Origin of the sequence: Micromonospora sp. NPDC002717 (genome assembly GCF_040295705.1) — a bacterium.
Taxonomy (GTDB): domain Bacteria; phylum Actinomycetota; class Actinomycetes; order Mycobacteriales; family Micromonosporaceae; genus Micromonospora.
In genome coordinates, this window is sequence record NZ_JBEOVW010000006.1 from 120,782 (window position 1) to 141,126 (window position 20,345).

The following is a 20,345-nucleotide window of genomic DNA, read 5'->3' on the forward strand; positions in this document are numbered from 1 at the left end:
CGGCCGGCGGACGAAATCGGCGTCGCAGCGACCACGATCGTCAGCGGGTGTCGCCCGGCTCGGCACCGGTCCGGTCGGTCATGGACTTGGTTTCGACCCAGCAATTCTCACTCTCCCCGGAATGGCGCAGGTTGCCGCCCACCGGGTCATCGACACCCTCGGCCCACTGCTGGCCCTGGCCCCGGTCCGCCCGGCGCCCGGTAGACCAGATCGCGATCGTCGACGGCACCCTCATCCCGACCCGAGACCACCGCCTCGCGGTCCTGCGCGACTACCGCCGCGCCGCCCGAACATTGACCGACACCGCTTCCGGCATCGCCCACCTGCACAACATCGCTCTGACCTGGTGACCACCAACCCGGCTACAGGCAACGCCTTCACCCAGTTACGAGACAGCCTTCAGCCGAGCGAGCTTCCTGAACTGCCGATATGCGCGGGTGAGGCGCAGGCCTCAGGAGGTTGCAGGAGACGTCGGCTTCAGGCGCTTTCGCTCGACAACGCTTGTTGCCGTCACCACACTCAGCGGCGGCACGTCCTTCGCGACAACGGCGCCCGCGCCGACGACCGAGCCGCGACCGATTGTCACTCCAGGGGTGATCGTGGCTGCGGCGCCGATCCACACGTCATCCTCGATGACGATGGGCGCGTGCGTGATGAAGTCGTACCGTTCGTCGAGTTCGACGGGGTGTCCGGCCGTGCTCAGAGTCACTCGGGGACCGATCATGACGCGGTCACCGATGGTGATGCCCCCGTAGTCGAGGAAGAAGCATCCCTGATTGATGAACACGCGCTCTCCGAACGATGCTCCAAGCCCGTAGTCGCAATAGAACGGGGGCAGGATGGACAGAGAGTCTGGGATCGGTTCGCCGAAGATCTCGGTCAGGACCATCCTGCGCGCGTCGAGGTCGTCAAACGGCAGCACGTTGAGGCGCGCGGTCAGGTTCATGACGAGTTGTACGCGCTCCGCGAAGGCTCGTGACTCGGGCGTCCGTGTTCGTAGGCGATGCTCGTTGCGCACGAGGCGATGCTGGCACAGCGAGTCAGAGACCCGGTGACGACCCACCGGCAGGGAACACGGCACTCCTTGATAGCGGGTTCCAATCGAACGCCCGGATCTGCCGCGGAGCAGCCGCTACGCAGCGTCACAGTCGTCTGCGCGACCGGCGCCCGGTCGTGCCGAGAGGCTTGTAGGTTGACGACTAGCACCGCGCTGGTCGAAGATCGCGAAAGTGCCAGTTGGAGGTGGCGGCTTTGGGCTTCTGGGGCGTAGGCCCATTCGACAACGACGACGCCGCCGACTTCGCCGACGACCTGGACGCCGCGACGGTGGACGTACGCATCGAGATGGTCGGCAGCGTGCTCGACCGTGTGGTTACGGCTCACGACGACATCGATATGTGGCATGCACCGAGGGCCGTAGCCGCGGCCGCTCTTGTTGCTGCGCAATGCCCAGGAGGCAGAGCGACCTGCCCCATCTACGGCCCGTCCACGCCGATGCCGCAGTTCCCGAGCTCGCTGAAGCAGCTGGCCATCGACGCCCTCGATAACGTCCTCGCAGCGTCTGCCTGGCGCGCCCCCGAATGGCGCGACGCCTCGAATGGATCGCAGTGGCGCCGGAACATCATCGCGCTACGGAACGTCCTCGACCCGCCGCAGCGTGAGACGCTCTTCGAAATCTGAGCGACGAGACTCAGCGTACGCTTCTGCCAGGACACACGCGACGACTGGGGGCCACACGAGGCACTAGCCAGCGGGGTGTGAGGTCTGGCGAATCGCGGCTGCATCTGTCCGAACCTGACGAGATCGAATGGGCCGGTCAGAGGGCATGTGCACGTTGGGGGTCGGCGGTCTACGCGTGGGCTGCGCGCTGCAAACCGGGCGTCATGCCGCATGTCCGTTTCGAACTGGGACGGTCCGTCGGGCTGTCGGCTTCTGGCAGGGGCGTGGGCGTTCGGTTCGCCGGTCAGCAGGCGTCTGGGTACTGCAGGTGCTCCGGGCCTCTTCGGCGAACGCCAAGTTCGTCAAGGCCGCCGCGAAGATCACTCACGACCTCGACGTTCTGCTGAGCTTCTACGACTACCCGGTCGAGCACTGGGTGCACCCGCGCACCTCGAACCCGATCGAGTCGACGTTCGCCACCGTGCTGCATCGCACCCGCGTGACCAACGGGCCGGGCAGCCGGTGCCGCCGGTTGCGCGATGGCGTCAAGCTCATCGAGGCCGCTCAGGACCGCTGGCGGGCGGTCAACGCCCCACATCTGGTCGCCCTGGTCCGCGCCGGCGCCGTCTTCGTCGACGGCCGACTCGTCGATCGGCCAACGGACGCCATGGCCGCATAACAGCTACTTCATCCACAGGTCTTGACGATTCCTCCCTTGTTGCCCCGCACCCGCTCCCACGTCATGCACAGGAATCATTCCCGACACCCTGGACCGGCACCTTCACGGGCGGTTTCCCAGTTTTGACACCCGACAGGAACGCCTGGTGGCCGATACTGGTGTAATGGCGCTCGACAGCTACGGTGTGCTCGTCGGGACGCTGGAATCGCATCGCCGGGACACCCCGGACGATCAGGGGCGGTGGTTTCACGTCAACCTTGAGGTGACTGCACCGGCGGGCCGGTATCGGTGCGCGGTAGACGTGGACAGCAAGCAGTCGGCGACCGGCGTGCAGTGGCGGGTGCTGACACTCGACCGGGCGCAACTTCCAGCGCTCTTCGATGTCTCTGCCGGCTACCACCCTGTCGCCACGACGCCCACCTCGGGGGCGCTGGACTACATGCGCCATCCCGCTCTGAGGACCCGCGCAGGCTGCTTCTCCGGCTTGCTGTCTCGTGCCGTACAGATTTCTCTGGGGCGGCTCTCGGCTGTCCGAGCCTGGCGCGCCGGGTCGAATCTGGAGGCGGCCACGGCGCTGGAGTCGATCCTCACGATCGGTGCCCGAATCGCGATCTTTGGCGAGCCGTTCACCAGCGGGCTGGGCATGCACAACATTCACCAGAACCAGGGTGACCCATTGGGTAGCCAGTGGTACGCCGAGAACGGCACGTGGCAGGACGGCGGCACGGTGGTGTACCTACCGGACGGGCAGTATTGCTTGTTCCTCTCGAAGTTCACTACGCAGTCGTTCGACACCAACGACGATGGGCACCCCAGGTAGTGGGTCATCCATGACGGAGCGGGCCGCCTCGAGGTGCAGCGAGCCCGCTTCTACATGCAGCACGCCCCCGACTGGTCGCTCTAGCCTCACGGGCCTGCCGTGATTGTGTTTGTCCCTTACCAGGCCGCGGTGCACGACCGCGTGACCGAGGAAAAAGGAGGGTTGTGCGGTGCCGACCAACCGGCTGGAGGCGTTCAGTGACGGCGTCCTTGCCATCATCATCACGATCACGGTGCTGGAGCTCAAAGTCCCGGCAGGTCACGACCTCTCTGACCTTGCCCGTACGACCGGCGTCGGGCTGCTGACGTATCTCCTCACCTTCGTCTATGTCGGCATCTACTGGAACAACCACCACCATATGTTCCATCTGGTACGGCAGGTCAGTGGCGGGGTACTGTGGGCGAACTTGGCGCTACTGTTCTGCCTGTCGCTGTTCCCGTTAACGACTTCTTGGGTCGACGACTCAAGGTTTGAGCCGATCCCAGTCGCCATCTACGGTCTGAACCTGCTCAGCGCGGCCATCGCATATTTCGTGCTCCAGACAGTGATCATTCGGCAGCAGGGGCCGGCGTCGGTGCTGAGGCGGGCCATTGGCACTGACATCAAGGGCAAGACCTCGCCCGTGTTCTACGTCGCGGGGATCCTCAGCGCTCTGCTGATCGACAGGAGCGGACATGTCGGAGTTGGGCTAGCCCTGGCGTGTTTCGTCGTCGTGGCGATCATGTGGGTCGTACCCGACCGCCGCATCGACCGTGCGATCCGCCAGCACGAGACCCCCGACTAGGTCTTGTCCTGCCGATCATGATGGCTGAGTGATCGAATGTCGACGCCGTCGATCGGTCCCGTCTCGCTATCCGGGCACCACCCAGACGGCGGTGTCCGGCGGCAGCCAGCCCTCGTCCAACGGTCCGCTGCCGAGCACGATCGTCCCGGCGACCGGAGACTCGATCGGGCGGCCCGACAGGTTGACCACGCAGGCGAACGCTCGATGCGCCCCTCGGGTGAAGGCGAGGACCCCATCGGGTGCGGGCAGCCACGCGAACGGGCCGTCGCCGAGCGCCGGCTGCCCGCGCCGGCAGGCCAACGCGCGACGGTACAGCGCCAGCATGGAGTCGGGGTCGCCGGTCTGTGCCTCGACGGTACGGTCATGCCACCCGCGCAGTTGCGGCAACCACGGCTCGCGTGCCGCATCGGCCGGACTGAAGCCGAACGGCGGCTCCTGGCCCGACCACGGGAGGGGTACCCGGCACCCGTCCCGGCCGAGGTTCTCGCCGTGGGTGCGGAAGAACATCGGGTCCTGGCGCAGCGCGGCGGGAATGTCCTCCACCTCCTCGAGGCCGAGTTCCTCACCCTGATAGAGGTAGACCGAGCCGGGCAGCGCCAGATTGAGCAGCAGGGCAGCGCGGGCCCGACGCAGACCGAGCGCCCGATCGGTGGGCGCGCCGAGCTGGCGGTATTGAAGGGTGAACGACGTGTCGGCGCGGCCGTAGCGAGTCACGTGCCGAGGCACGTCGTGATTGGACAGCACCCAGGTTGCCGGGGCGTTGACAGGGGCGTGCAGCGCAAGGGTCTCGTCGATGACCTGGCGCAGCGCGCTCGCGTCCCATGGGCAGCCGAGAAAGGCGAAGTTGAACGCGGTGTGCAGTTCGTCCGGGCCAAGGTACGCGGCGAGCCGTTCGGCGTCCGGCAGCCAGAGTTCACCGATCAGCGCGCGCGGCTCCGGGTAGCTGTCGGCGATCGCGCGCCACGCCCGGTACACGTCGTGTACCTCGTCCCGGTCGGTGTACGGGTGCGGGACCGGGAGGTCGTCCGGGTCGAAGTCGGCGAGCTCGCCGTCCTTCATCAGCAGCGCGGCCGAGTCGATCCGGATGCCGTCCACCCCGCGGTCGAGCCAGAACCGCAGCACGTCCTCGAACTCCTCGCGGACCTTCGGATGCTCCCAGTTGAGGTCGGGCTGCTCGGGCGCGAACAGGTGCAGATACCACTCGCCGGGACTGCCGTCCGGGTTGATGGTCCGGGTCCAGGCCGGACCGCCGAAGATGGACTGCCAGTCGTTGGGCGGCAGTTCCCCGTCCGCGCCCCGCCCCTCGCGGAACCAGAACAGGTCGCGCGCGGCCGAACCCGGCCCGCTGTGCAGCGCCTCCACGAACCACGGATGCGCGTTCGAGCAGTGGTTCGGCACCACGTCGACGACGATCCGGATACCGAGCGCGTGCGCCTCGCGGATCAGGTCCTCGGCCTCGGCCAGGGTGCCGAAGACCGGGTCGATGGATCGGTAGTCGGCGACGTCGTAGCCCGCGTCCGCCTGCGGCGAGGCGTACCAGGGGTTGAACCAGATCGCATCGACGCCGAGGCCGGCCAGGTAGCCCAGGTGTGCGCGGACGCCCTCCAGATCTCCGATGCCGTCACCGTTGCCGTCGGCGAAACTACGCGGGTAGATCTGGTAGATGACGGCGGAACGCCACCATTCGGCGGGCACCGGGCGCGCCGCGCTCACCCCGGCCGGACCGGCGGCCGGCTTGTTCGACTCAAGGGTTTCGACATCACTCACAGAGCGACCTGCTTTCTCGTATACCCGCCATCGCGTCAGCCCTTCAGCCCGGAGTGTGCGATGCCCTCGACGAAGTGCCGCTGCGCTGCGACGAAGACGACGAGCATGGGCACCACCGACAACGTGGCTGCCGCGAGCTGGGTGCTCCACATCTCTCCGCCGTAGGCGTCCGTGTAGCGCGGCAGGGCCTGGGGCAGGGTGAACAGCTCCGGTGATGTGAGGTACACCGTGGGTTCGAGGTAGAGGTTCCACGAAGCGAGGAACGTGAGGATGGCGACGGCGGACAGGGCCGGCCGCGCGAGGGGCAGGCTGATGCGCCACCAGATCCCCGCATGCCGTAGGCCGTCGAGGCGGGCGGCCTCCTCGAGCTCGACCGGCAGGGCGATGAAGAACTGCCTCATGATGAAGGTCGCCAGGACGCAGGGCGCCGCCAGGGCGGTCACGAGGATTAGCGGCCAGTGGGTGTTGACGAGGCCGACCTGCTTGAACATCTGGAACAGCGGCACGATGGTGACCTCGCTCGGGACGAGGAGGCCGGTGAGGACGACTATGAACAGGACATTGCGTCCGGCGAACCGGATTCTGGCGAAGGCGTAGCCCGCGAGACTCGAGGCCACAAGCGTGATGAGGGTTACCGCGGCCGCGATGTAAAGGCTGTTGAAATACTGCCTCGCGAAGGGTTGGAAGGTGAAGACCTCCGCGTACGAGGCGGTCGTGGGCGATGCGGTGAACATCGTCGGTGGTGTCTTGAAGATCTCGCTCAATGGCTTTAACGACGACGTGACCATCCACAAGGTGGGGATGACGAACGGGGTGGCGAGCAGGGCGAGCGAGCCGATGAGGACGGCGCGGCGGATCAAGCGGGCGCCGCGGCCGGGTCGGGCGGTGTCAGGCCTCATAGAAGACCCACTTCCGGCGTAGCTGCCACTGGAGCAGCGTGAAGAGCATGACGAAGCTGACGAGCATGAGCGCGAGGGTCGACCCGTAGCCGATGTTGTTGAACTCGAAGGCCTGCTGGAAGACGTAGTAGACGAGCACGGTGGTCGACAGGCCGGGGCCGCCCTCCGTGAGCACCGCGACCTGAGCGAACGCCTGGAGGGCGCCGACGACCGTGATGATCGCGGTGAGCAGGAGGGTCGGTGAGATGAGGGGCAGGGTGATCCGCCGGAAGATCGTCCGGTTCGAGGCTCCGTCGATGCGGGCCGCTTCGTAGAGCTCTGACGGAACCCCTTGGAGCGCGGACAGAAACAGGACCATGTTGACGCCGACGCTGCGGATGACCTGCGTGACGATGACGGATGCCATGGCGGTGTCGCCCTTTTGGAGCCAGTTCGGGCCGTCGATGCCGACGAGCGTGAGCATCCCGTTGACCCCACCGTTGTCCTGGAGGAGGAATCCCCAGACGAGCGTCCAGGCGACGACCGAGACGACGACTGGGGAGAAGAACAGGGTCCGGAAGAGCACAGAGCCGCGGAAGCGCCGGTTGAGCAGGACCGCGAGGAGCAGCCCGAGGGCGATGTTGAGGACAACGACGCCGAGGGAGAAAACGGCGGTCGCGCCGAGCACGCTGGGTAGCTGCGGGTCCCGGAACAGTTGCGCGTAGTTGTCGCCCCCGACGAACGTGAGCTGACCCGTGAAGACGTTCCATTCGTGGACGCTGTAGTACACGGCGAGGACGACGGGAACGATGACGAAGGCGAGTACGCCGAGCAACTGCGGTGCGATGAAGAGGTAGCCGACGAGGCCCTCACCTCGCCGTGTGCGTCCGGGACGCCGACGTGGCGGTGGCCCCGCGGCCGGTGCGGCGTCGTGCGCCGCCCCGGCCGTGCGGAGCGATCCGGTCGTCACTTGGCGAGAACGGGGTCGAGGGCGGAGCAGACTGATCCGAGCACCGCGGGTACGTCGGCGTTCTCGGTCCAGAGGGCGTCGAGAGCAGCCTTGCCCCTCTTGGCGACCTCGGCCGGGTTCGTGTGGTTCGGCAGGGTGACGGCGCCGCGCAGCTGGTCGACGACGACGGATTGCAGTTGGGCGGCCGAGAGCTTCTTGTTGTTCTCCGCGAGCTTGTCGCCGGTGAGCAGTGAGGCGCGCGGCGGCGGGAAGTACTGCGCGAGGAGGCGGGCGTTCTCGGGGTTGGTCAGGTATGCGAGGAAGTTCGTCGCCTCGTCCACGTGACGGCTGGAGGCGAGGACTCCGACGCCGGCCTGCCCGATCACCGAGTAGGCGCCGGCCGGGCCCTTCGGCAGGGGGAGTACGTCGAAGGCGAAGGAACCGTCGAGCAGCGACGCGCGGGAAACCTGAGCGACGGTGAAGGCGGCGTCGCCGGCGAAGAAGTCGACCTTCGTCCCCGGCCCCGGCATCGACTTGTCGACGAAGGCCGCGTCGTGGAGGAAGCGCATGGCGTCGGTCATCTGCGGGCTGTTGAAGGTGCACGAATTTCCGTCTGCCGACCATGCCGAGGCGCCCCAGCCCGTCCAGACGGTCGCCAACATGTTCCACGACGAGTAGTCGAAGTCGCGTACGACGAAGCCCGCCTTGCCGGTCGCCGAATGGACCGCCGCTCCGGTCGCCGAGACCCGATCCCACGTGAGGCCCGCGGGGTCGAGCTTCTGCCCGGCGCGGGCGAGGAGGTCCTTGTTGACGTACAGCGCGAAGGGCGAGTTCGAGAACGGGTAGGCGAAGAGCTGACCGTCGGCCGAGAACTCGGCGGTGACGCTTTCGAGGAGGTCGTCGTAGCCCCACTCCGGTGTTGCCTTGAGGCGGTCGGTGAGCGGGACGAGCGCCTTGGCGGAGATGAGGTCCTTCGACAGGTCACCCATCCAGACAAGGTCCGGGGAGTTGCCGCCGGCGATCTGTGTCGTCAGCGTCGAGTTGTAGTCGGCGAAGGGGAGGCTGTCGAAGGTGATCGACTTGATGGCCGGCCGGGAGGCCTTGTAGGACTGCGCGATCGAGTCGAGCAGCGCCAGCTGGTCCTTGTTCGACGTCCAGACCGTCATACGGAGGTCGACGCTGCCGGGCGCGGCCGACGAGGCCTGCGGCGATGCGGCGGAGCAGCCCGACACGGCGAGCCCGACGGCTGTCGCGAGTGTGAGGGCGGTGAGAAGCTTCCTTCGGGTGAACATGGTCTTTCTCTTCTCTAGTAGCCGGTGATGTGGGGCCAGTGGATCTCGACGCCCGCCTCGACGAGGCGGGCCTGGAACTCGGCGACGAGGGCCTGGTCGGCGAGGACGGCGGCCGGCAGCACGGATCGCTCGATGCAGAAGGCCGCGAGCTCGCCGGCGGCCTCGCCGACGTTCCACTCGACCGGGTGCAGCCGGTACGCGCCGTTGGTGATGTGCGTCGTGCCGATGTTCTTCGCTGCGGGCAGGAGGTTGGTGGTGCGCAGGGGTACGAGCGCCCCGAGGGGGATCTCGAAGGGCGCGCACTCGACGTCGATGTAGTTGTCGCCCCCGGTGGAGGGGTGAAGGTCGATGCGGTACATCCCGACGCCGACGGACGCCTCGAAGCGCGCTGGATCTCCGTGACCGCGGACGGCGACGGAGACGTCCTGCTCGACGATGGTCCGGTGGGCGCGGATCCGTCGTGACTCGCGGATGTACGGGGCCTGGGCGAAGCCGTCGTCGGTGCCCACGACGTCGCCGCGAAGGCGGAGACCCGGCCAGCCACGGCCCCCGTCAGGTCGCGGTGCCTCGGTCTGCAGCCAGTAGAAGTACGCCTGGGACTGGGCCTTCGCGGCGGCGAGGTGCTTTTCCCGGTCGGCGACGTCGATGATCGAGCCGCCGACGTAGTCGAGCTGCGGCCAGTTGGCCAGAACGATGTCGCTCTCGTAGAAGCCGGGTCGGAAGTTGCGCCGACAGGCGATCCTGCGGAACTGCCATAGGTCGCGGTCGCCCGGGTCGACGCGCGGGTCGCCGGTCGGGTCCTGCTCGGGGTTGACGTGGAGCGTACGCGCCTCCGGCTCCAGGGTCCGCGGATTCGGGGCGGTGAACGACAGCATCGGCGCTCCCCAGAAGGGCAGCTCGTGCTGACGCCACTCGTCGTAGTTGGCCGGGCGCTCGATCGTGTGGTCGCCGGGCGCGTGGTCGAACGCGAAGCACCAGGCAATGGCCTGCACGTTGCTCGCATCGGCCAGTTCCGGCGCGCTCGGCTCGCCGGTCTCGGTCCGTGATTCGGCGCCGACGACGTACTCGGTGTTGGTCAGTGGGAGCAGATCGCCGGTCTCCGTTGCGTCGAGCACGAAGGGCGCCGTTACGGTGGTGAGATCTCCGGACCGAACGTCCGCGACCACGACGGAGCGGACCGTGGCGTCGACGACGACCGCGTCGACCGGGCGTGCCTGCTGCACCAGCACGAGTCGTCCGCTGGAGCGATAGGGCGCGAGCAGCTGGTCGATGACCGCGACAGCGACTCTCGGCTCATGGCACAGCGCGCTGACGCGTCCCCGGCCGGGGTTGAGCGTGCGGTCTGTGCGAGCCTCCTCCGACAGGGGGTAGAAGGACCGGTAGTAGGAGCGGATCCCCTCCCGAAGCGAGCGGTAGCGGGCGGTGACGCCGAACTGCTCGACCCACACGTGCTCGTCGGGCGGGACGGCCTGGGACGTCAACTGGCCGCCGAGCCACTCATGTTCCTCGGTCAGCACGACGCGCATGCCGCGCTGGAGGGCGGCGAGGGCGGCCGCGACGCCGCCGAGCCCGCCGCCGATGACCGCGACGTCGGCGGTGAGAGTCCTCATGCCGGCCGCCGTTCGACGACGGTCTCGCCGGCCTCGAGATCCGCGCTGAGGAGGCGCTGGGTGTCGAGGGCGTCCCACTCCTCGGGCGCTGTGGTGATGAGCCGCTGGAGCAGGGCGAGCGCCTCCGCGGCGACCTGCCTGCGCCGCACGTGGAAACCGGTGAGGGCGCGCTCGCCGATGCGGTGCCCTCGTACTTCGGCGAGAGCGGCAACGGAGACAGCGTTCGGCACGTCGAAGCCCTCGGTCTGCAGGACGTGGACGACTTCCTCGGCGAGGAAGGCGTCCTCGGCGAGGACGAGCGTCGCCCCCGCGTCGCGCACGGTCCCGGCCACGGCGGTCAGGTCCTCGTCGGTGATGAGAGTCGTCCGGATCTGGCGCGTGGCGGCGGGGGACTGCACGGCCCCCCGCCGGTCGCGCGCCGTGGCGGTCTCGCGACCGCGGTGGACGTAGACGGCCCGTTCGTGGCCCAGCCCGACCGCCCGGTCAATGAGGTCCACGGTCGGGGCCGCGTAGTCGATCCCGACGTACGGGACCCGAGCGTCCGTCTCGTCCCGGCGTCCCACCGCTACGAAGGGGAAGCGCTCGTCGACGAGTCGATCGAGATCGGCCCCGTCCATCTCCTGGCCGAGGAGGATGCAGCCGTCCGCGAGCCCCAGGCGAGTCCTGCGGTGGAACAGCTTGCGCCTCCCGTCTTGGACCGGGGAGCTGGTGAAGAAGAGGAGGTCGCAACCGAGCGTCTCGGCGCTGCGCTCGATGCCGTTGAGCAGCGGCCCGTAGAAGTCCATGCTCTCCGGGGAGAGGGCGGGCTCGTACGTGAAGACGCCGATGATCTGGTTGTCCAGGCCCGCGAGGCGCCGCGCCGCCGGGTCGGCGACGTAGGCCGATCGCTCGATCGCCTCCATGACCCGCGCGCGTGTCGCCGCAGGGATGCGCGCGGTGGACCCTTCCCGGTCGTTGAGGACTGTCGACACGGTTGTCTGGCTCACGCCGGCGATGCGGGCGATCTCGCGTTGAGTGATCTTGCGGGACTTGGACGTCATGTGGTCTCCACCGTGATAATCCGTATCTGCATCCGGGGATGGTGAAGATAATCCGTATCAGCGGTGTCGCGCAAGAGTCTTGACGGCGCCACCGCCGGCAGTCGACGATGGCGCCGGCTCATCCGCCAATACGCATTATCACCCGGCGTTCGCCGGGGAGAGGAAGGCCACCATGGCGTCACCACGGCCCCAACAGCCCGGCCTGACCCGGCGCGGGTTCCTCGGAGCGACCATCGTCGGGGGAGTGCTCCTCATGGCCGAGCCGAGCCCGGTGAGCGCCGCCGCCAGCGAGGGCGACATCGTGCTGTCGGCGGCGGGGATCAGCGTCGTCGGGAGTGCCGGTGGGCGCCTCGCGATCCGGGACGGGGCTGGCAGCGTCCGATCGCAGGGGTCGCGGTTCCAGGTCAAGGACCGGATCACGGGGATCCACGTGTCGACCGGCGGCCTCCCGAGCCTCGTCGAAGGCGCGGACGGATCGCCGATGATCCGCATGGACTACACCTTCGGCTCGGCGGCGGGCGGGGTCGCCGTCCACGCCCTCGTGTCGGTGTCGACCGACCGCGCACACCTCGAGTGGCACATCTCGGGCCCCGAGACCCTCGTGCCTGAGGGGTTCCTCTTCAGCCGGGCGATCCTCAGCCCGACGGAGCCGGACGACTACGTCGCGGTGACCGAGTGGGTGCGAGACGGCGGGGGCGGCATCCCGTACGAGGTGACCTCGGGCGTCGCGCACGTGTCGACGTGGGCGAACCTCCACGGCATGTTCCTCCTGCAGCGTTCCCGACAGGGCTGGACGAACTCGACGTGGGTCCACGCGCCAGGAGCTTCCCAGGGTGACGGGACGTTCCGGAGCGAGGCGGACTTCTTCTTCAGCACGACCCGACCCTCGGCGACGGCGACCATCGGTCGCGGTCGCGACCTCGGCATCGAGCTGTGGACAAACCGCGACTTCAACATCTGGCAGGCCGGAGGCGAGCCGATGGAGGTGACGGCCCTGGTCGCGAACGGCGGCGCCGGCGACCGGGTCGTCAACCTGACGTGGTGGGTCCGGGACTTCAACGGCGCGCAGCTCGCTGCGGATGTCGCGCAGATCGCCGTCCCCGCGCGGGCGGCACGGGAGCACACGTTCCGCCTCCCGGCCCCGCCCGCAGGCATCTGCGTCTGTGAGGTCACGGCGTCGTCAGGAGGGGACGAGGCCTTCGCCCGCACGAATCTCGCTGTGCTCGAACCGCACACGTACGAGGCGGGTGCATCGAGCATGTTCGGCATGGCCAACTATCCGTGGCTGCAGCGGCCGTCCGCCGACGCGCTGCTCGACCTGTGGCAAGCCGTCGGGGTCAGTGTCGTCCGCATCTCGTATGCCGGGGGACCGGGCCTGCCGCCGAGCGCCTTCGACGAGCGGGGGATGCGCCACAACATCGAACTCCAGCCATCCCTGGAGGTCACCGACGAGCAGGCAGCAGCCTGGGCCGCGGCCAGCCTGGCGACGGCGCTCGATGCGGGGGCAGGCTACTTCGAGGTTGGCAACGAGCTCAATCGCCCGTTCAACACCGGGCTGGCGGCACAGGCCTACATCGACAAGGCGCTGCGCCCGGTGGCGGATCGTGCCGCCGCGATCGGGGCGCCGATCAAAATCATGAACAACGGCCTGGCGGGCATGGACAAGCCGTGGCTCGAGAACTTCTACGCAGGCGGTGGCTGGGACCTCATCGACGCCTTCGCCTACCACCCGGGGCGGGGCAACTTCACCCCCGACTACGTGCCGGACGGTGACGACTGGGACGCGGGAAGCACGGGAACCTACTGGAACTTCCTCGGCGGCCTGCGGCAACTCAAGGCACTCATGGCCGAGTACGGCGAGAAGGAGATCTGGCTGACCGAGGCGTACGCGTGCACCCGGCCGAACGCCTGGTGGAACGACACCTACCGGCACGCGGCGGAGAACGTCTTCCTCACCCTCGCGCTCGCCAAGGCGGAAGGGGTACGCGGGGTCTGCTGGTACCAGTTCCACGACAGCGTCCTCGGCAACCCGCAGGTGGCCGACCCGGGCAACGTCGAGTACCACTTCGGCCTGACGAACCGTGACCTCAGCGCAAAGCCGTCGCTCCTGGCCTACGCGAACGCGGCGCGGCTGCTCGACCGGGCCGACTTCATCGGGTGGCTCACGTTCGCCGACCCGAAGACCAAGGGGCTGCTCTTCGACACCCCGGACGGCGAGGCGGCGGTGCTGTGGAACCGCGCCGACGGCTACCTGCTCAACCCCGATCACGACCCGAGCGGGTGGTACTTCCCGGCCCCGGAGGTCTGGGTCGACCCGTGGCCGACAAAGACCGAGATCATGGCTGTCACGAGGGCTGACTCAGTGCGCCAGATCGACTCCATCGGGCAGGTCACCGAGCTGCCGGCGACCGGCCGCACCGTGTCGCTCGTCCTGGATGGCGCACCGCGCGTCTTCTACGGGCTCGCCCTCGTCGGCGCTCGCGACGACGCGGGCACCTGGGTCGCGCCGGGCGTGCTCCGCGTTCCCGAGGAAAGGGCGCGGCGGCGCCGGCAGTTGCGGCGCCGGCCCGGCTGAGGCTGTCCCGGGCGCGACGCCAGCGACACCCCGTGACACCCCGACGGCCCGGACCGTGAAGGTCCGGGCCGTCGGTCCCTCGGCCAGCGTCCATCCGTTCTTGCTCGCTAGGGCGACAGCAGCCCGACCAGGTGACTCAGCGCCTGCCGGCGCGGCTCCGCACGTCCGAAACGGTGCGCGAACCGCACCAACAGATCATCCAGACCCGCCCACCACCCGACGATCTCATCAACAAACACAAGCGCCACACCCTGCCCGCCCACAACAGACAGTGCGATCACCCCGAACAAGTTCGATGGGGTCCTCGGCGTCGGGCGCCGCTCGGCGTAAGAACTCATCGCCGAGATCGGAGTGACCATGCCCGTGTTCCCCACCACCGCGCACCTGGTGTCCTGCTGTCCGGCGGGGCGCCGAGCCCCTGAACCGGCAGCAGGACCTGCACCGCGGAGAGGTCCAGCGTGCCGACCCAGGCTGTCGTCTTCTGGGGACACCGCAGGAACGGCTGCACGGGCAGCGGTCGGTCGCCGGCCACCTCGCCAGCGTCGACCTGGAACCAGGGGATCAGGGCTTGCTCCGGGAGTGGCCAGGGAGCGGCGCCGCATTCGGCGTCTGCGTGCCGAACAAACGTCACGGCGTGACGGCGTACTCGGTGAATCCGCCGCACGGCTTGAAACCGAGGCGGCGGTAAACGGGTTCACCGTCCGAGGACGCCTGCAGGACCAGCGTGCGATAACCCGCGTCGTAGGCGGTGCGAAGGGTCGCCAGGGTCATGGCGCCGCCGTATCCGCGTCGGCGGTGAGCCGCCAGGGTCGCGATGTTGTAGATCCCGGCGACCTTCCCGTGCAGGAAGACCTCGGCCGAGCTGACCGGGTGGCCGTCAACGTAGCCGACCAGGTAACGGGCGGGGCAGCCGGGGGCGAGTGCCCACTCGGCGGCATCGGCGAAGAAGCGGCGCACAGTGGCGGCTGGCGGATCCCAGTTGGCGGCGAGGACGGTCGCGTAGTCGGCGAGCTGCCTGGGGTTCGTCACAGGATGGATGTCCAGGCCTTGAAGGTGCGGTCGGGGTGGTGCCGCGTTCAGTTCCGTCCACATGCCCGTCTCGGTCTCCGACGCCGCGAGACCGGCTTCCTCGAGCAATGAGGCCAGTTGTGCCGGTGCGGAGACAGGGCCCACCCACCAGGAGAAGGGCCGGCCCGTGGCGGCAAGGGCCTGGACCGTCTCCCTGACCCGGGTGCGGGCGGTGTCCGTACGCAGCCTCGCCGCCGCGACGATGTTGAACGTGTCGTCGGCCAGTCCGCTGTCGGCGATCAGGAGGTCGTCCGTCTCCGTGACGGTCGAGCCCGGCATGTGACGGTGCAGGTGACATGCGTGCTCGGCAAGGTTCCGTTCCATCTCGGCCAGCAGATCGGGAACAGTGCAGTCGGGGTGCTTTGCTTCGTTCATTGAGGTCATCGCATCATGGCGGTAATCGCTGTGCACCGGAATTCTTCCTCGGTAGCCCCGGGGCCGGTTGACAGGCGATGTCGTCGGGCGGAAGGCGCCGTGGAGGGCGGCCGGCGTTCCACCAAGGCTCACCGGCTGTCCTGTCCTACCTGCGCCGGCTGACCCGGCGCGACCGGCAACTGCTGGCCTGGCTCGCCGAGCACTACGTGCTGTCCACCGCTCCCGACTCAACCTCGCGCCGCGCACGCCTTGAGACGTTCGTGCCGCCTGGTTCCCGACCGGCACGGCGTGTCCTCACCGACCACGACCGCGTTTCAGGTGCGGGTCGGGCCGTTCATGGCATCGCACCGCCTCGTGAACCGCGGTCAGAATGTGGCGATCGGGTTGACCGGGCTGCCGGACGTACCGGCGAAGCGGACCGGCGCGACTGCGAGGTGGAAGTCCCACTGGCCGAGCTCGGCAGCCGTTGTCGCGCACACCTCCAGGTCGCAGTTGTCGAGCAGCCACAGACCCATCGCGACGAGACTCACGGCGTGAACCGGCATCAACACGTCTTCGTACCCCGACGGCTGAACGTCCTGGGGGGTGTCAGCGCCGATCAGCGCGACGTCGCGTTCATGCAGCCACGGCAGGCAGGACGCGTGCCAGCCGGCCCGCGTGAAACCGCTGGCCTCACCGGCCTCGTGCCGGACGCGTCCATAGCCGGTCCGCAGGAGTACCGCATCGCCGGATCGCACCCGTACACCCTGGCGACGCTCGGCCTCCTCGAGATCGTCGGGAAACACACCCTGCCCCGGATCCAACCACGGCACATCGCGGACCCTCGCAATGTCCAGCAGGACACCGCGCGTGATGATCCCGTTGGCCGCCGCCGTGACGGCCGCCCACGCCGATCCCGTTGCGGCGTCGACCAACGAGTGCGACCGCCCGTTGTACATCGTGCCGTCCCAGAAGATGTGGCACGGCGAGTCGACGTGGGTGATGGTGTTGCCGTGGAACGTGATGCCGAGCCGCTCGGACGAAAAGCCCCAGCGCCGATCGGCGTGGAAGGCGGGAACCGGCATGTTCTCGGCACCCGGCATGTCGGCGGCGCACGGGCACGTCGTCGTCGACCGCTCCATGTCTTCCGGTACGACAACCTCCCATGCGCAGGACACGCTCCTGCCGTGGCGCACGGCCCGCGCCGCCGCCAGCCGGACGTCGTCGGTGATGTGGTTCAGGGTTCCGAGCTCGTCCTCGTCGCCCCACCGTCCCCAGTTCGACAGCGTGTTGAAGTATCCGAGCACGTCGTCCTGTGTGGGCATCGGTCGCCCTGCCGTCATCCCAGCATCGACTCCTCCGGTCATGCGGTTCGAGGCCACCGCAGGTGGGTGCCACAGCCCGGGTAACCCCTACCCGGGCTGTGAGATCGACTCACGGTTGATGTAGGCGACCTGGGCGGCGAAGGCCAGCAGAGCCAACGCGGTGCCGACGCCGATCGCGAGCCCGGTCGACAGCCCCGCGAGCCCGGCCAGCAGCGTGACCGCGAGCCCCACCAGCAACGCGTTCACCGCGCCCACCATCGCCGCCGTAGTCAGCAGCAGCTGCGCCCGGCGGGGCGCGCTACCGACCGCCGCCCAGGTCGCCCGCATGATGCCCTCGCCCTGCACCGCGTCGGCGAAGAAGTCGTGCTCGCCGGCCAGCCGGCGATGGTAGTACGCCCGGATTCGCTGGATCCGCGCGAGATCCAGCTCGTTCTCCACCATGTTCTGCACCAGCCGCAGAAATGTGAGCAGCCCGGTGATCACCAGCGTCGGCAGCACCGCCCCGAGGTACGGCCGGACGAGCGCGGCGTTGCTGGCGACGAAACCGAGCCCGATCAGCGCGGCGGAGAGCATCGACAGGAAGACGGTCGCCCGGCCCACCGACTCGGTGACGGTCGCGCTGCGCGAGGTCTGAAGCACGAAATGCTCGGTGGTCAGGGCGGTGAGCAGCGCCTGCTCGCGTTCTCCGTCGTCCATGCACCTCACCGTCCGTGGGTCGACCAGGGGTCATCCGTGGCTCAACTCGCCAGCCTCCCGCTCGGTCACGCGGCCCACCCGAGGAACCGGGGAGCCGCCGCGACTCGCTGCCCTGGCCCTGCCGCCGGGTGGTTGACGTCGCGGACGGTGACATGATGTGCTCACTCTGCAACGGTAACGACAATCATGACCGTTAACGTGTCTGAGGAGGAGCATGTCTCTCACCGTGCCGCCGAGCCTGCTGCAGGCCGCCGAGTCAGGACCCGTGGACGACGAGGCGTTCGTGGCCTGCGTACGCGACTCGCTGCCCTACGCCTGGCAAACCGTCAGCCAGGTGGCGGCGGATCTGAAGTCGTCCGAAGCCGAGTTCGCCGACAACGTCGTTCCTCCGCCGAGTGAGGCGGAGCGGGGCCAACTGCTGCGCGCCCTGGCCAGCGATGCCATCAGGTCCAGCCTGGAACGCCACTTCGGCGTCAAGCTCGCCTTCCAGAACTGCCACCGCGTGGCGGCGTTCCGCCCGTCCGCCGTCGACTCCGACACCTACCGCCGCTTCATCTCCACCCGCGGCCAACTGCTCAACCAGTCACCCGAGCTGCGTGACTGCTGACCCGATCGTGACCCGGCGGGCAGGACGGGGCGTACGCACGCACCTGTTTCTGCTCGCCGGGCACCGACTCGGCGGCACCCACGCCCAAGCCCTCACCGACGCCCATCACTACGGTCGCGCGGCGGAGGCCGCCGGATACGACGGCGTCTGGATCGCCGAGCACCACTTCATCTCCTACGGCGTGTGCCCCTCGGCGATCACCTTCGCCGCGCACCTGCTGGGCGCCACCCGCACCATCGACGTCGGCACCGCGGCCTGCATCCTGTCGAACCGCCACCCGGTCGCCCTCGGCGAGGAAGCGGTGCTGCTCGACGAACTGTCCGGCGGCCGGTTCCGGTTGGGCGTCGGTAGGGGAGGCCCCTGGGTGGACCTCGAGGTCTTCGGCATCGGTCCGGACCGGTTCGACAACGGTTTCGGCGATTCGTTGGAGATCCTGACGCGGTGGCTGTCGGGGGAGCCGACGGTGGGCGGCAACCTGCGGTTCCCGTTCCGGCCGGTGCCGGTGGTGCCCCGCCCCCGCCGTCGGATGACCGTCTGGATCGCCGCGACCTCGCCCACCACCGTTGAGTTGGCCGCACGGCACGGCCTGCCGCTCCTGCTCGGCCTGCACGCCGACCTGGCCGAGAAGCGGAATCTGCTCGACCGCTACGCGCGGGAGGCCGCCGCCCACGGCCACGACCCCGACGCCGTCGCCCACGCCAGCGCCCACCTGGCCCACGTCGAGGACGGCGACGAACAGGCAGCGCAGGCCGTGCGCGCCGGCCTTCCCGCATTGCTGGCCGGAACCCGGGAGTACGTCCGTCTGGACGGCGCCCCCGCGGGGCAACGGGACCTGAACGCCTACGTGGAGCGCCTGATCGACATCCATCCGGTGGGCTCCCCCCGCCGATGCCGGGAGGCGCTCACCCTGGCCGCCGCCCTACCCGGCGTGCGGCACCTGCTGTTCATGGTGGAGGCGGCGGGAGGGCGTGACCACACTCTGAAGACGATCGCCCGTCTGGCCGCTGATGTCCTCGACCTGCCCGCCCGGACATCTGCCCGAGGAGCGCAGCCCGCCGAGGGGGCGTGACGCGCGCGCGGCGCCGATATCTCCCGCTTCATCGTGATAGTGCCCGGGCTCGGCGAGTGGACCTCCGGACGCCGGCGCGAGCGACTACAGTATCGCTCATGATAACGATTTTCGTTAGCCTCTGCGAGGGGCAGGAGCGATGAAGGTTGCGTTCGTCGGCAAGGGCGGCAGCGGAAAGACCACGCTCGCCGCGCTGTACGCCCGCCACCTCGGGGCGGAGGGACGGCCCGTGCTGGCCATCGACGCCGACATCAACCAGCACCTCGCGGTGGCCCTCGGCGAACCCGCCCACGTCGCCATGACGATGACCCCGCTGGGCGAGCACCTACCCGCGATCAAGGAATACCTTCGCGGCGACAATCCCCGCATCGCCTCCGCCGCCGAGATGGTGAAGACGACTCCTCCAGGCTCCGGCTCTCGGCTGCTGCGAGTGGTGGAGGACAACCCGATCTACCATGCCTGCGTCCGCACCGTCGGTGGGGTGCGCATGGCGGTGACCGGCGAGTTCACCGCCGACGACCTCGGCGTGGCCTGCTACCACTCGAAGGTCGGCGCCGTCGAGCTGTTGCTCAACCACATGCTCGACGGGCCCGGCGAGTACGTGGTGGTGGACATGACCGCCGGCGCCGACTCCTTCGCCTCGGGGCTGTTCACCCGCTTCGACCGCACCTTCCTGATCTGCGAACCGACCGTGCGCAGCGTCAGCGTCTACCGCCAGTACGCCGGCTACGCCCGCGACTACGGCGTCGCCCTGTCCGTGATCGGCAACAAGGTGGAGGACACCACGGATGTGGAGTTCCTACGCGAACACGTCGGTGCCGACCTGCTGACCTGGGTGAGCCGCTCCGCGTACGTCCGCCGCGCCGAACGCGGCACGGTCAGGCCGCTGGACGAGCTGGAGGCAGCCAACCGGGCCGTGCTCGGACACGTGAGCGACACTGTTGACGGCACGCTCCAGGACTGGGCGGCTTTCACCCGTTGGGCCCACGAGTTCCACCGGCGCAACGCCGCGGCCTGGGCCAACAACCGCGCTGGTGTCGACCTGACCACGCAGATCGATCCCGAATTCCGGATGGGGCCGCAGGCGCTCAGCGCACCAATCGCTGTCATCTCCTAACTCTCGCGGCCTGACCGGCGGAAGCGCGCTCACCCTCCGAACAGGACCGGATCGCG

General features: G+C 68.6%; 18 protein-coding genes and 2 pseudogenes. 9 read left to right on the plus strand and 11 right to left on the minus strand.

Annotation, left to right across the window (positions count from 1 at the left end):
- Positions 1 to 118: 118 nt before the first annotated feature.
- A pseudogene (locus ABT006_RS11465) lies at positions 119 to 278 on the plus strand (IS5/IS1182 family transposase); the annotation flags it as partial.
- Positions 279 to 451: 173 nt separating this feature from the next.
- Here the strand turns inward: ABT006_RS11465 and ABT006_RS11470 are convergent.
- The gene (locus tag ABT006_RS11470; protein ID WP_350705320.1) at positions 452 to 1,018 is read right to left on the minus strand and encodes a sugar O-acetyltransferase; all 567 of its coding nucleotides are present in this window, start codon (positions 1,016 to 1,018) and stop codon (positions 452 to 454) included.
- 233 nt (positions 1,019 to 1,251) lie between these two features.
- On the opposite strand from ABT006_RS11470, the gene ABT006_RS11475 reads away from it, so the two are divergent.
- From ABT006_RS11475 to ABT006_RS11490, 4 genes and pseudogenes are all read left to right on the plus strand, one after another.
- Positions 1,252 to 1,680, plus strand: a complete 429-nt coding sequence (locus ABT006_RS11475; protein WP_350705322.1) for a DUF4259 domain-containing protein — start codon at positions 1,252 to 1,254, stop codon at positions 1,678 to 1,680.
- Between the two features lie 331 nt (positions 1,681 to 2,011).
- A pseudogene (locus tag ABT006_RS11480) lies at positions 2,012 to 2,338 on the plus strand (hypothetical protein); the annotation flags it as partial.
- A gap of 163 nt (positions 2,339 to 2,501) precedes the next feature.
- Positions 2,502 to 3,158, plus strand: a complete 657-nt coding sequence (locus ABT006_RS11485) for a DUF2278 family protein (protein WP_350705324.1) — start codon at positions 2,502 to 2,504, stop codon at positions 3,156 to 3,158.
- Positions 3,159 to 3,327: 169 nt separating this feature from the next.
- Positions 3,328 to 3,942, plus strand: a complete 615-nt coding sequence (locus ABT006_RS11490) for a TMEM175 family protein (protein ID WP_350705326.1) — start codon at positions 3,328 to 3,330, stop codon at positions 3,940 to 3,942.
- Between the two features lie 66 nt (positions 3,943 to 4,008).
- On the opposite strand, the gene ABT006_RS11495 is transcribed toward ABT006_RS11490, so the two are convergent.
- The 6 genes from ABT006_RS11495 to ABT006_RS11520 all read right to left on the minus strand — a co-directional run bounded on the left by ABT006_RS11495 (position 4,009) and on the right by ABT006_RS11520 (position 11,478).
- On the minus strand, positions 4,009 to 5,637 hold the full coding sequence (locus tag ABT006_RS11495) for a glycoside hydrolase family 13 protein (RefSeq protein ID WP_502890922.1): 1,629 nt from the start codon (positions 5,635 to 5,637) through the stop codon (positions 4,009 to 4,011).
- A gap of 107 nt (positions 5,638 to 5,744) precedes the next feature.
- Positions 5,745 to 6,608, minus strand: coding sequence for a carbohydrate ABC transporter permease (locus ABT006_RS11500; RefSeq protein ID WP_350705328.1), 864 nt, complete (start codon positions 6,606 to 6,608; stop codon positions 5,745 to 5,747).
- Entirely contained in the window at positions 6,598 to 7,557 is a 960-nt protein-coding gene (locus tag ABT006_RS11505) for a carbohydrate ABC transporter permease (protein ID WP_350705329.1), read from the minus strand. The genes ABT006_RS11500 and ABT006_RS11505 overlap by 11 nt, the downstream gene beginning before the upstream one ends.
- Positions 7,554 to 8,828 (minus strand): ABC transporter substrate-binding protein, encoded by a 1,275-nt coding sequence (locus ABT006_RS11510; protein ID WP_350705331.1) that lies wholly within the window; start codon positions 8,826 to 8,828, stop codon positions 7,554 to 7,556. Before ABT006_RS11510 ends, ABT006_RS11505 begins: the two co-directional genes overlap by 4 nt.
- A gap of 14 nt (positions 8,829 to 8,842) precedes the next feature.
- Positions 8,843 to 10,438, minus strand: coding sequence for an FAD-dependent oxidoreductase (locus tag ABT006_RS11515; RefSeq protein WP_350705333.1), 1,596 nt, complete (start codon positions 10,436 to 10,438; stop codon positions 8,843 to 8,845).
- Positions 10,435 to 11,478 (minus strand): LacI family DNA-binding transcriptional regulator, encoded by a 1,044-nt coding sequence (locus ABT006_RS11520; protein WP_350705335.1) that lies wholly within the window; start codon positions 11,476 to 11,478, stop codon positions 10,435 to 10,437. Before ABT006_RS11520 ends, ABT006_RS11515 begins: the two co-directional genes overlap by 4 nt.
- Positions 11,479 to 11,650: 172 nt before the next feature.
- Between ABT006_RS11520 and ABT006_RS11525 the strand changes: the two genes are divergently transcribed.
- Positions 11,651 to 14,053, plus strand: coding sequence for a hypothetical protein (locus ABT006_RS11525; protein ID WP_350705337.1), 2,403 nt, complete (start codon positions 11,651 to 11,653; stop codon positions 14,051 to 14,053).
- A 107-nt stretch (positions 14,054 to 14,160) separates the two neighbouring features.
- Here the strand turns inward: ABT006_RS11525 and ABT006_RS35090 are convergent, their stop codons facing one another.
- The 4 genes from ABT006_RS35090 to ABT006_RS11545 form a co-directional block, all read right to left on the minus strand.
- A complete protein-coding gene (locus ABT006_RS35090; protein WP_502890910.1) occupies positions 14,161 to 14,412 on the minus strand; it encodes a hypothetical protein in 252 nt (83 codons plus the stop codon).
- Between the two features lie 268 nt (positions 14,413 to 14,680).
- A complete protein-coding gene (locus ABT006_RS11535; RefSeq protein WP_350705339.1) occupies positions 14,681 to 15,532 on the minus strand; it encodes a GNAT family N-acetyltransferase in 852 nt (283 codons plus the stop codon).
- 329 nt (positions 15,533 to 15,861) lie between these two features.
- Positions 15,862 to 16,782 (minus strand): cyclase family protein, encoded by a 921-nt coding sequence (locus ABT006_RS11540; RefSeq protein WP_350705341.1) that lies wholly within the window; start codon positions 16,780 to 16,782, stop codon positions 15,862 to 15,864.
- Between the two features lie 105 nt (positions 16,783 to 16,887).
- Positions 16,888 to 17,496: a hypothetical protein gene (locus ABT006_RS11545; RefSeq protein ID WP_350705343.1), complete on the minus strand. Its 609-nt coding sequence runs from the start codon at positions 17,494 to 17,496 to the stop codon at positions 16,888 to 16,890.
- Between the two features lie 214 nt (positions 17,497 to 17,710).
- Between ABT006_RS11545 and ABT006_RS11550 the strand changes: the two genes are divergently transcribed.
- From ABT006_RS11550 to ABT006_RS11560, 3 genes are all read left to right on the plus strand, one after another.
- Complete coding sequence (locus ABT006_RS11550; RefSeq protein WP_350705345.1) at positions 17,711 to 18,103, plus strand: SCO5389 family protein; 393 nt, start codon at positions 17,711 to 17,713, stop codon at positions 18,101 to 18,103.
- Positions 18,093 to 19,172 (plus strand): LLM class flavin-dependent oxidoreductase, encoded by a 1,080-nt coding sequence (locus ABT006_RS11555; RefSeq protein WP_350705347.1) that lies wholly within the window; start codon positions 18,093 to 18,095, stop codon positions 19,170 to 19,172. Before ABT006_RS11550 ends, ABT006_RS11555 begins: the two co-directional genes overlap by 11 nt.
- A gap of 139 nt (positions 19,173 to 19,311) precedes the next feature.
- The gene (locus ABT006_RS11560; protein ID WP_350705349.1) at positions 19,312 to 20,289 is read left to right on the plus strand and encodes an ATP-binding protein; all 978 of its coding nucleotides are present in this window, start codon (positions 19,312 to 19,314) and stop codon (positions 20,287 to 20,289) included.
- Positions 20,290 to 20,345 lie beyond the last annotated feature (56 nt).

Coding starts and splice junctions, on each gene's coding strand:
- ABT006_RS11550 (WP_350705345.1), top strand. CDS start 17,711: ATGTCTCTCACCGTGCCGCCGAGCCTGCTGCAGGCCGCCGAGTCAGGA.
- ABT006_RS11525 (WP_350705337.1), top strand. CDS start 11,651: ATGGCGTCACCACGGCCCCAACAGCCCGGCCTGACCCGGCGCGGGTTC.
- ABT006_RS11485 (WP_350705324.1), top strand. CDS start 2,502: ATGGCGCTCGACAGCTACGGTGTGCTCGTCGGGACGCTGGAATCGCAT.
- ABT006_RS11520 (WP_350705335.1), bottom strand. CDS start 11,478: ATGACGTCCAAGTCCCGCAAGATCACTCAACGCGAGATCGCCCGCATC.
- ABT006_RS11560 (WP_350705349.1), top strand. CDS start 19,312: ATGAAGGTTGCGTTCGTCGGCAAGGGCGGCAGCGGAAAGACCACGCTC.
- ABT006_RS35090 (WP_502890910.1), bottom strand. CDS start 14,412: ATGGTCACTCCGATCTCGGCGATGAGTTCTTACGCCGAGCGGCGCCCG.
- ABT006_RS11500 (WP_350705328.1), bottom strand. CDS start 6,608: ATGAGGCCTGACACCGCCCGACCCGGCCGCGGCGCCCGCTTGATCCGC.
- ABT006_RS11545 (WP_350705343.1), bottom strand. CDS start 17,496: ATGGACGACGGAGAACGCGAGCAGGCGCTGCTCACCGCCCTGACCACC.
- ABT006_RS11515 (WP_350705333.1), bottom strand. CDS start 10,438: ATGAGGACTCTCACCGCCGACGTCGCGGTCATCGGCGGCGGGCTCGGC.
- ABT006_RS11510 (WP_350705331.1), bottom strand. CDS start 8,828: ATGTTCACCCGAAGGAAGCTTCTCACCGCCCTCACACTCGCGACAGCC.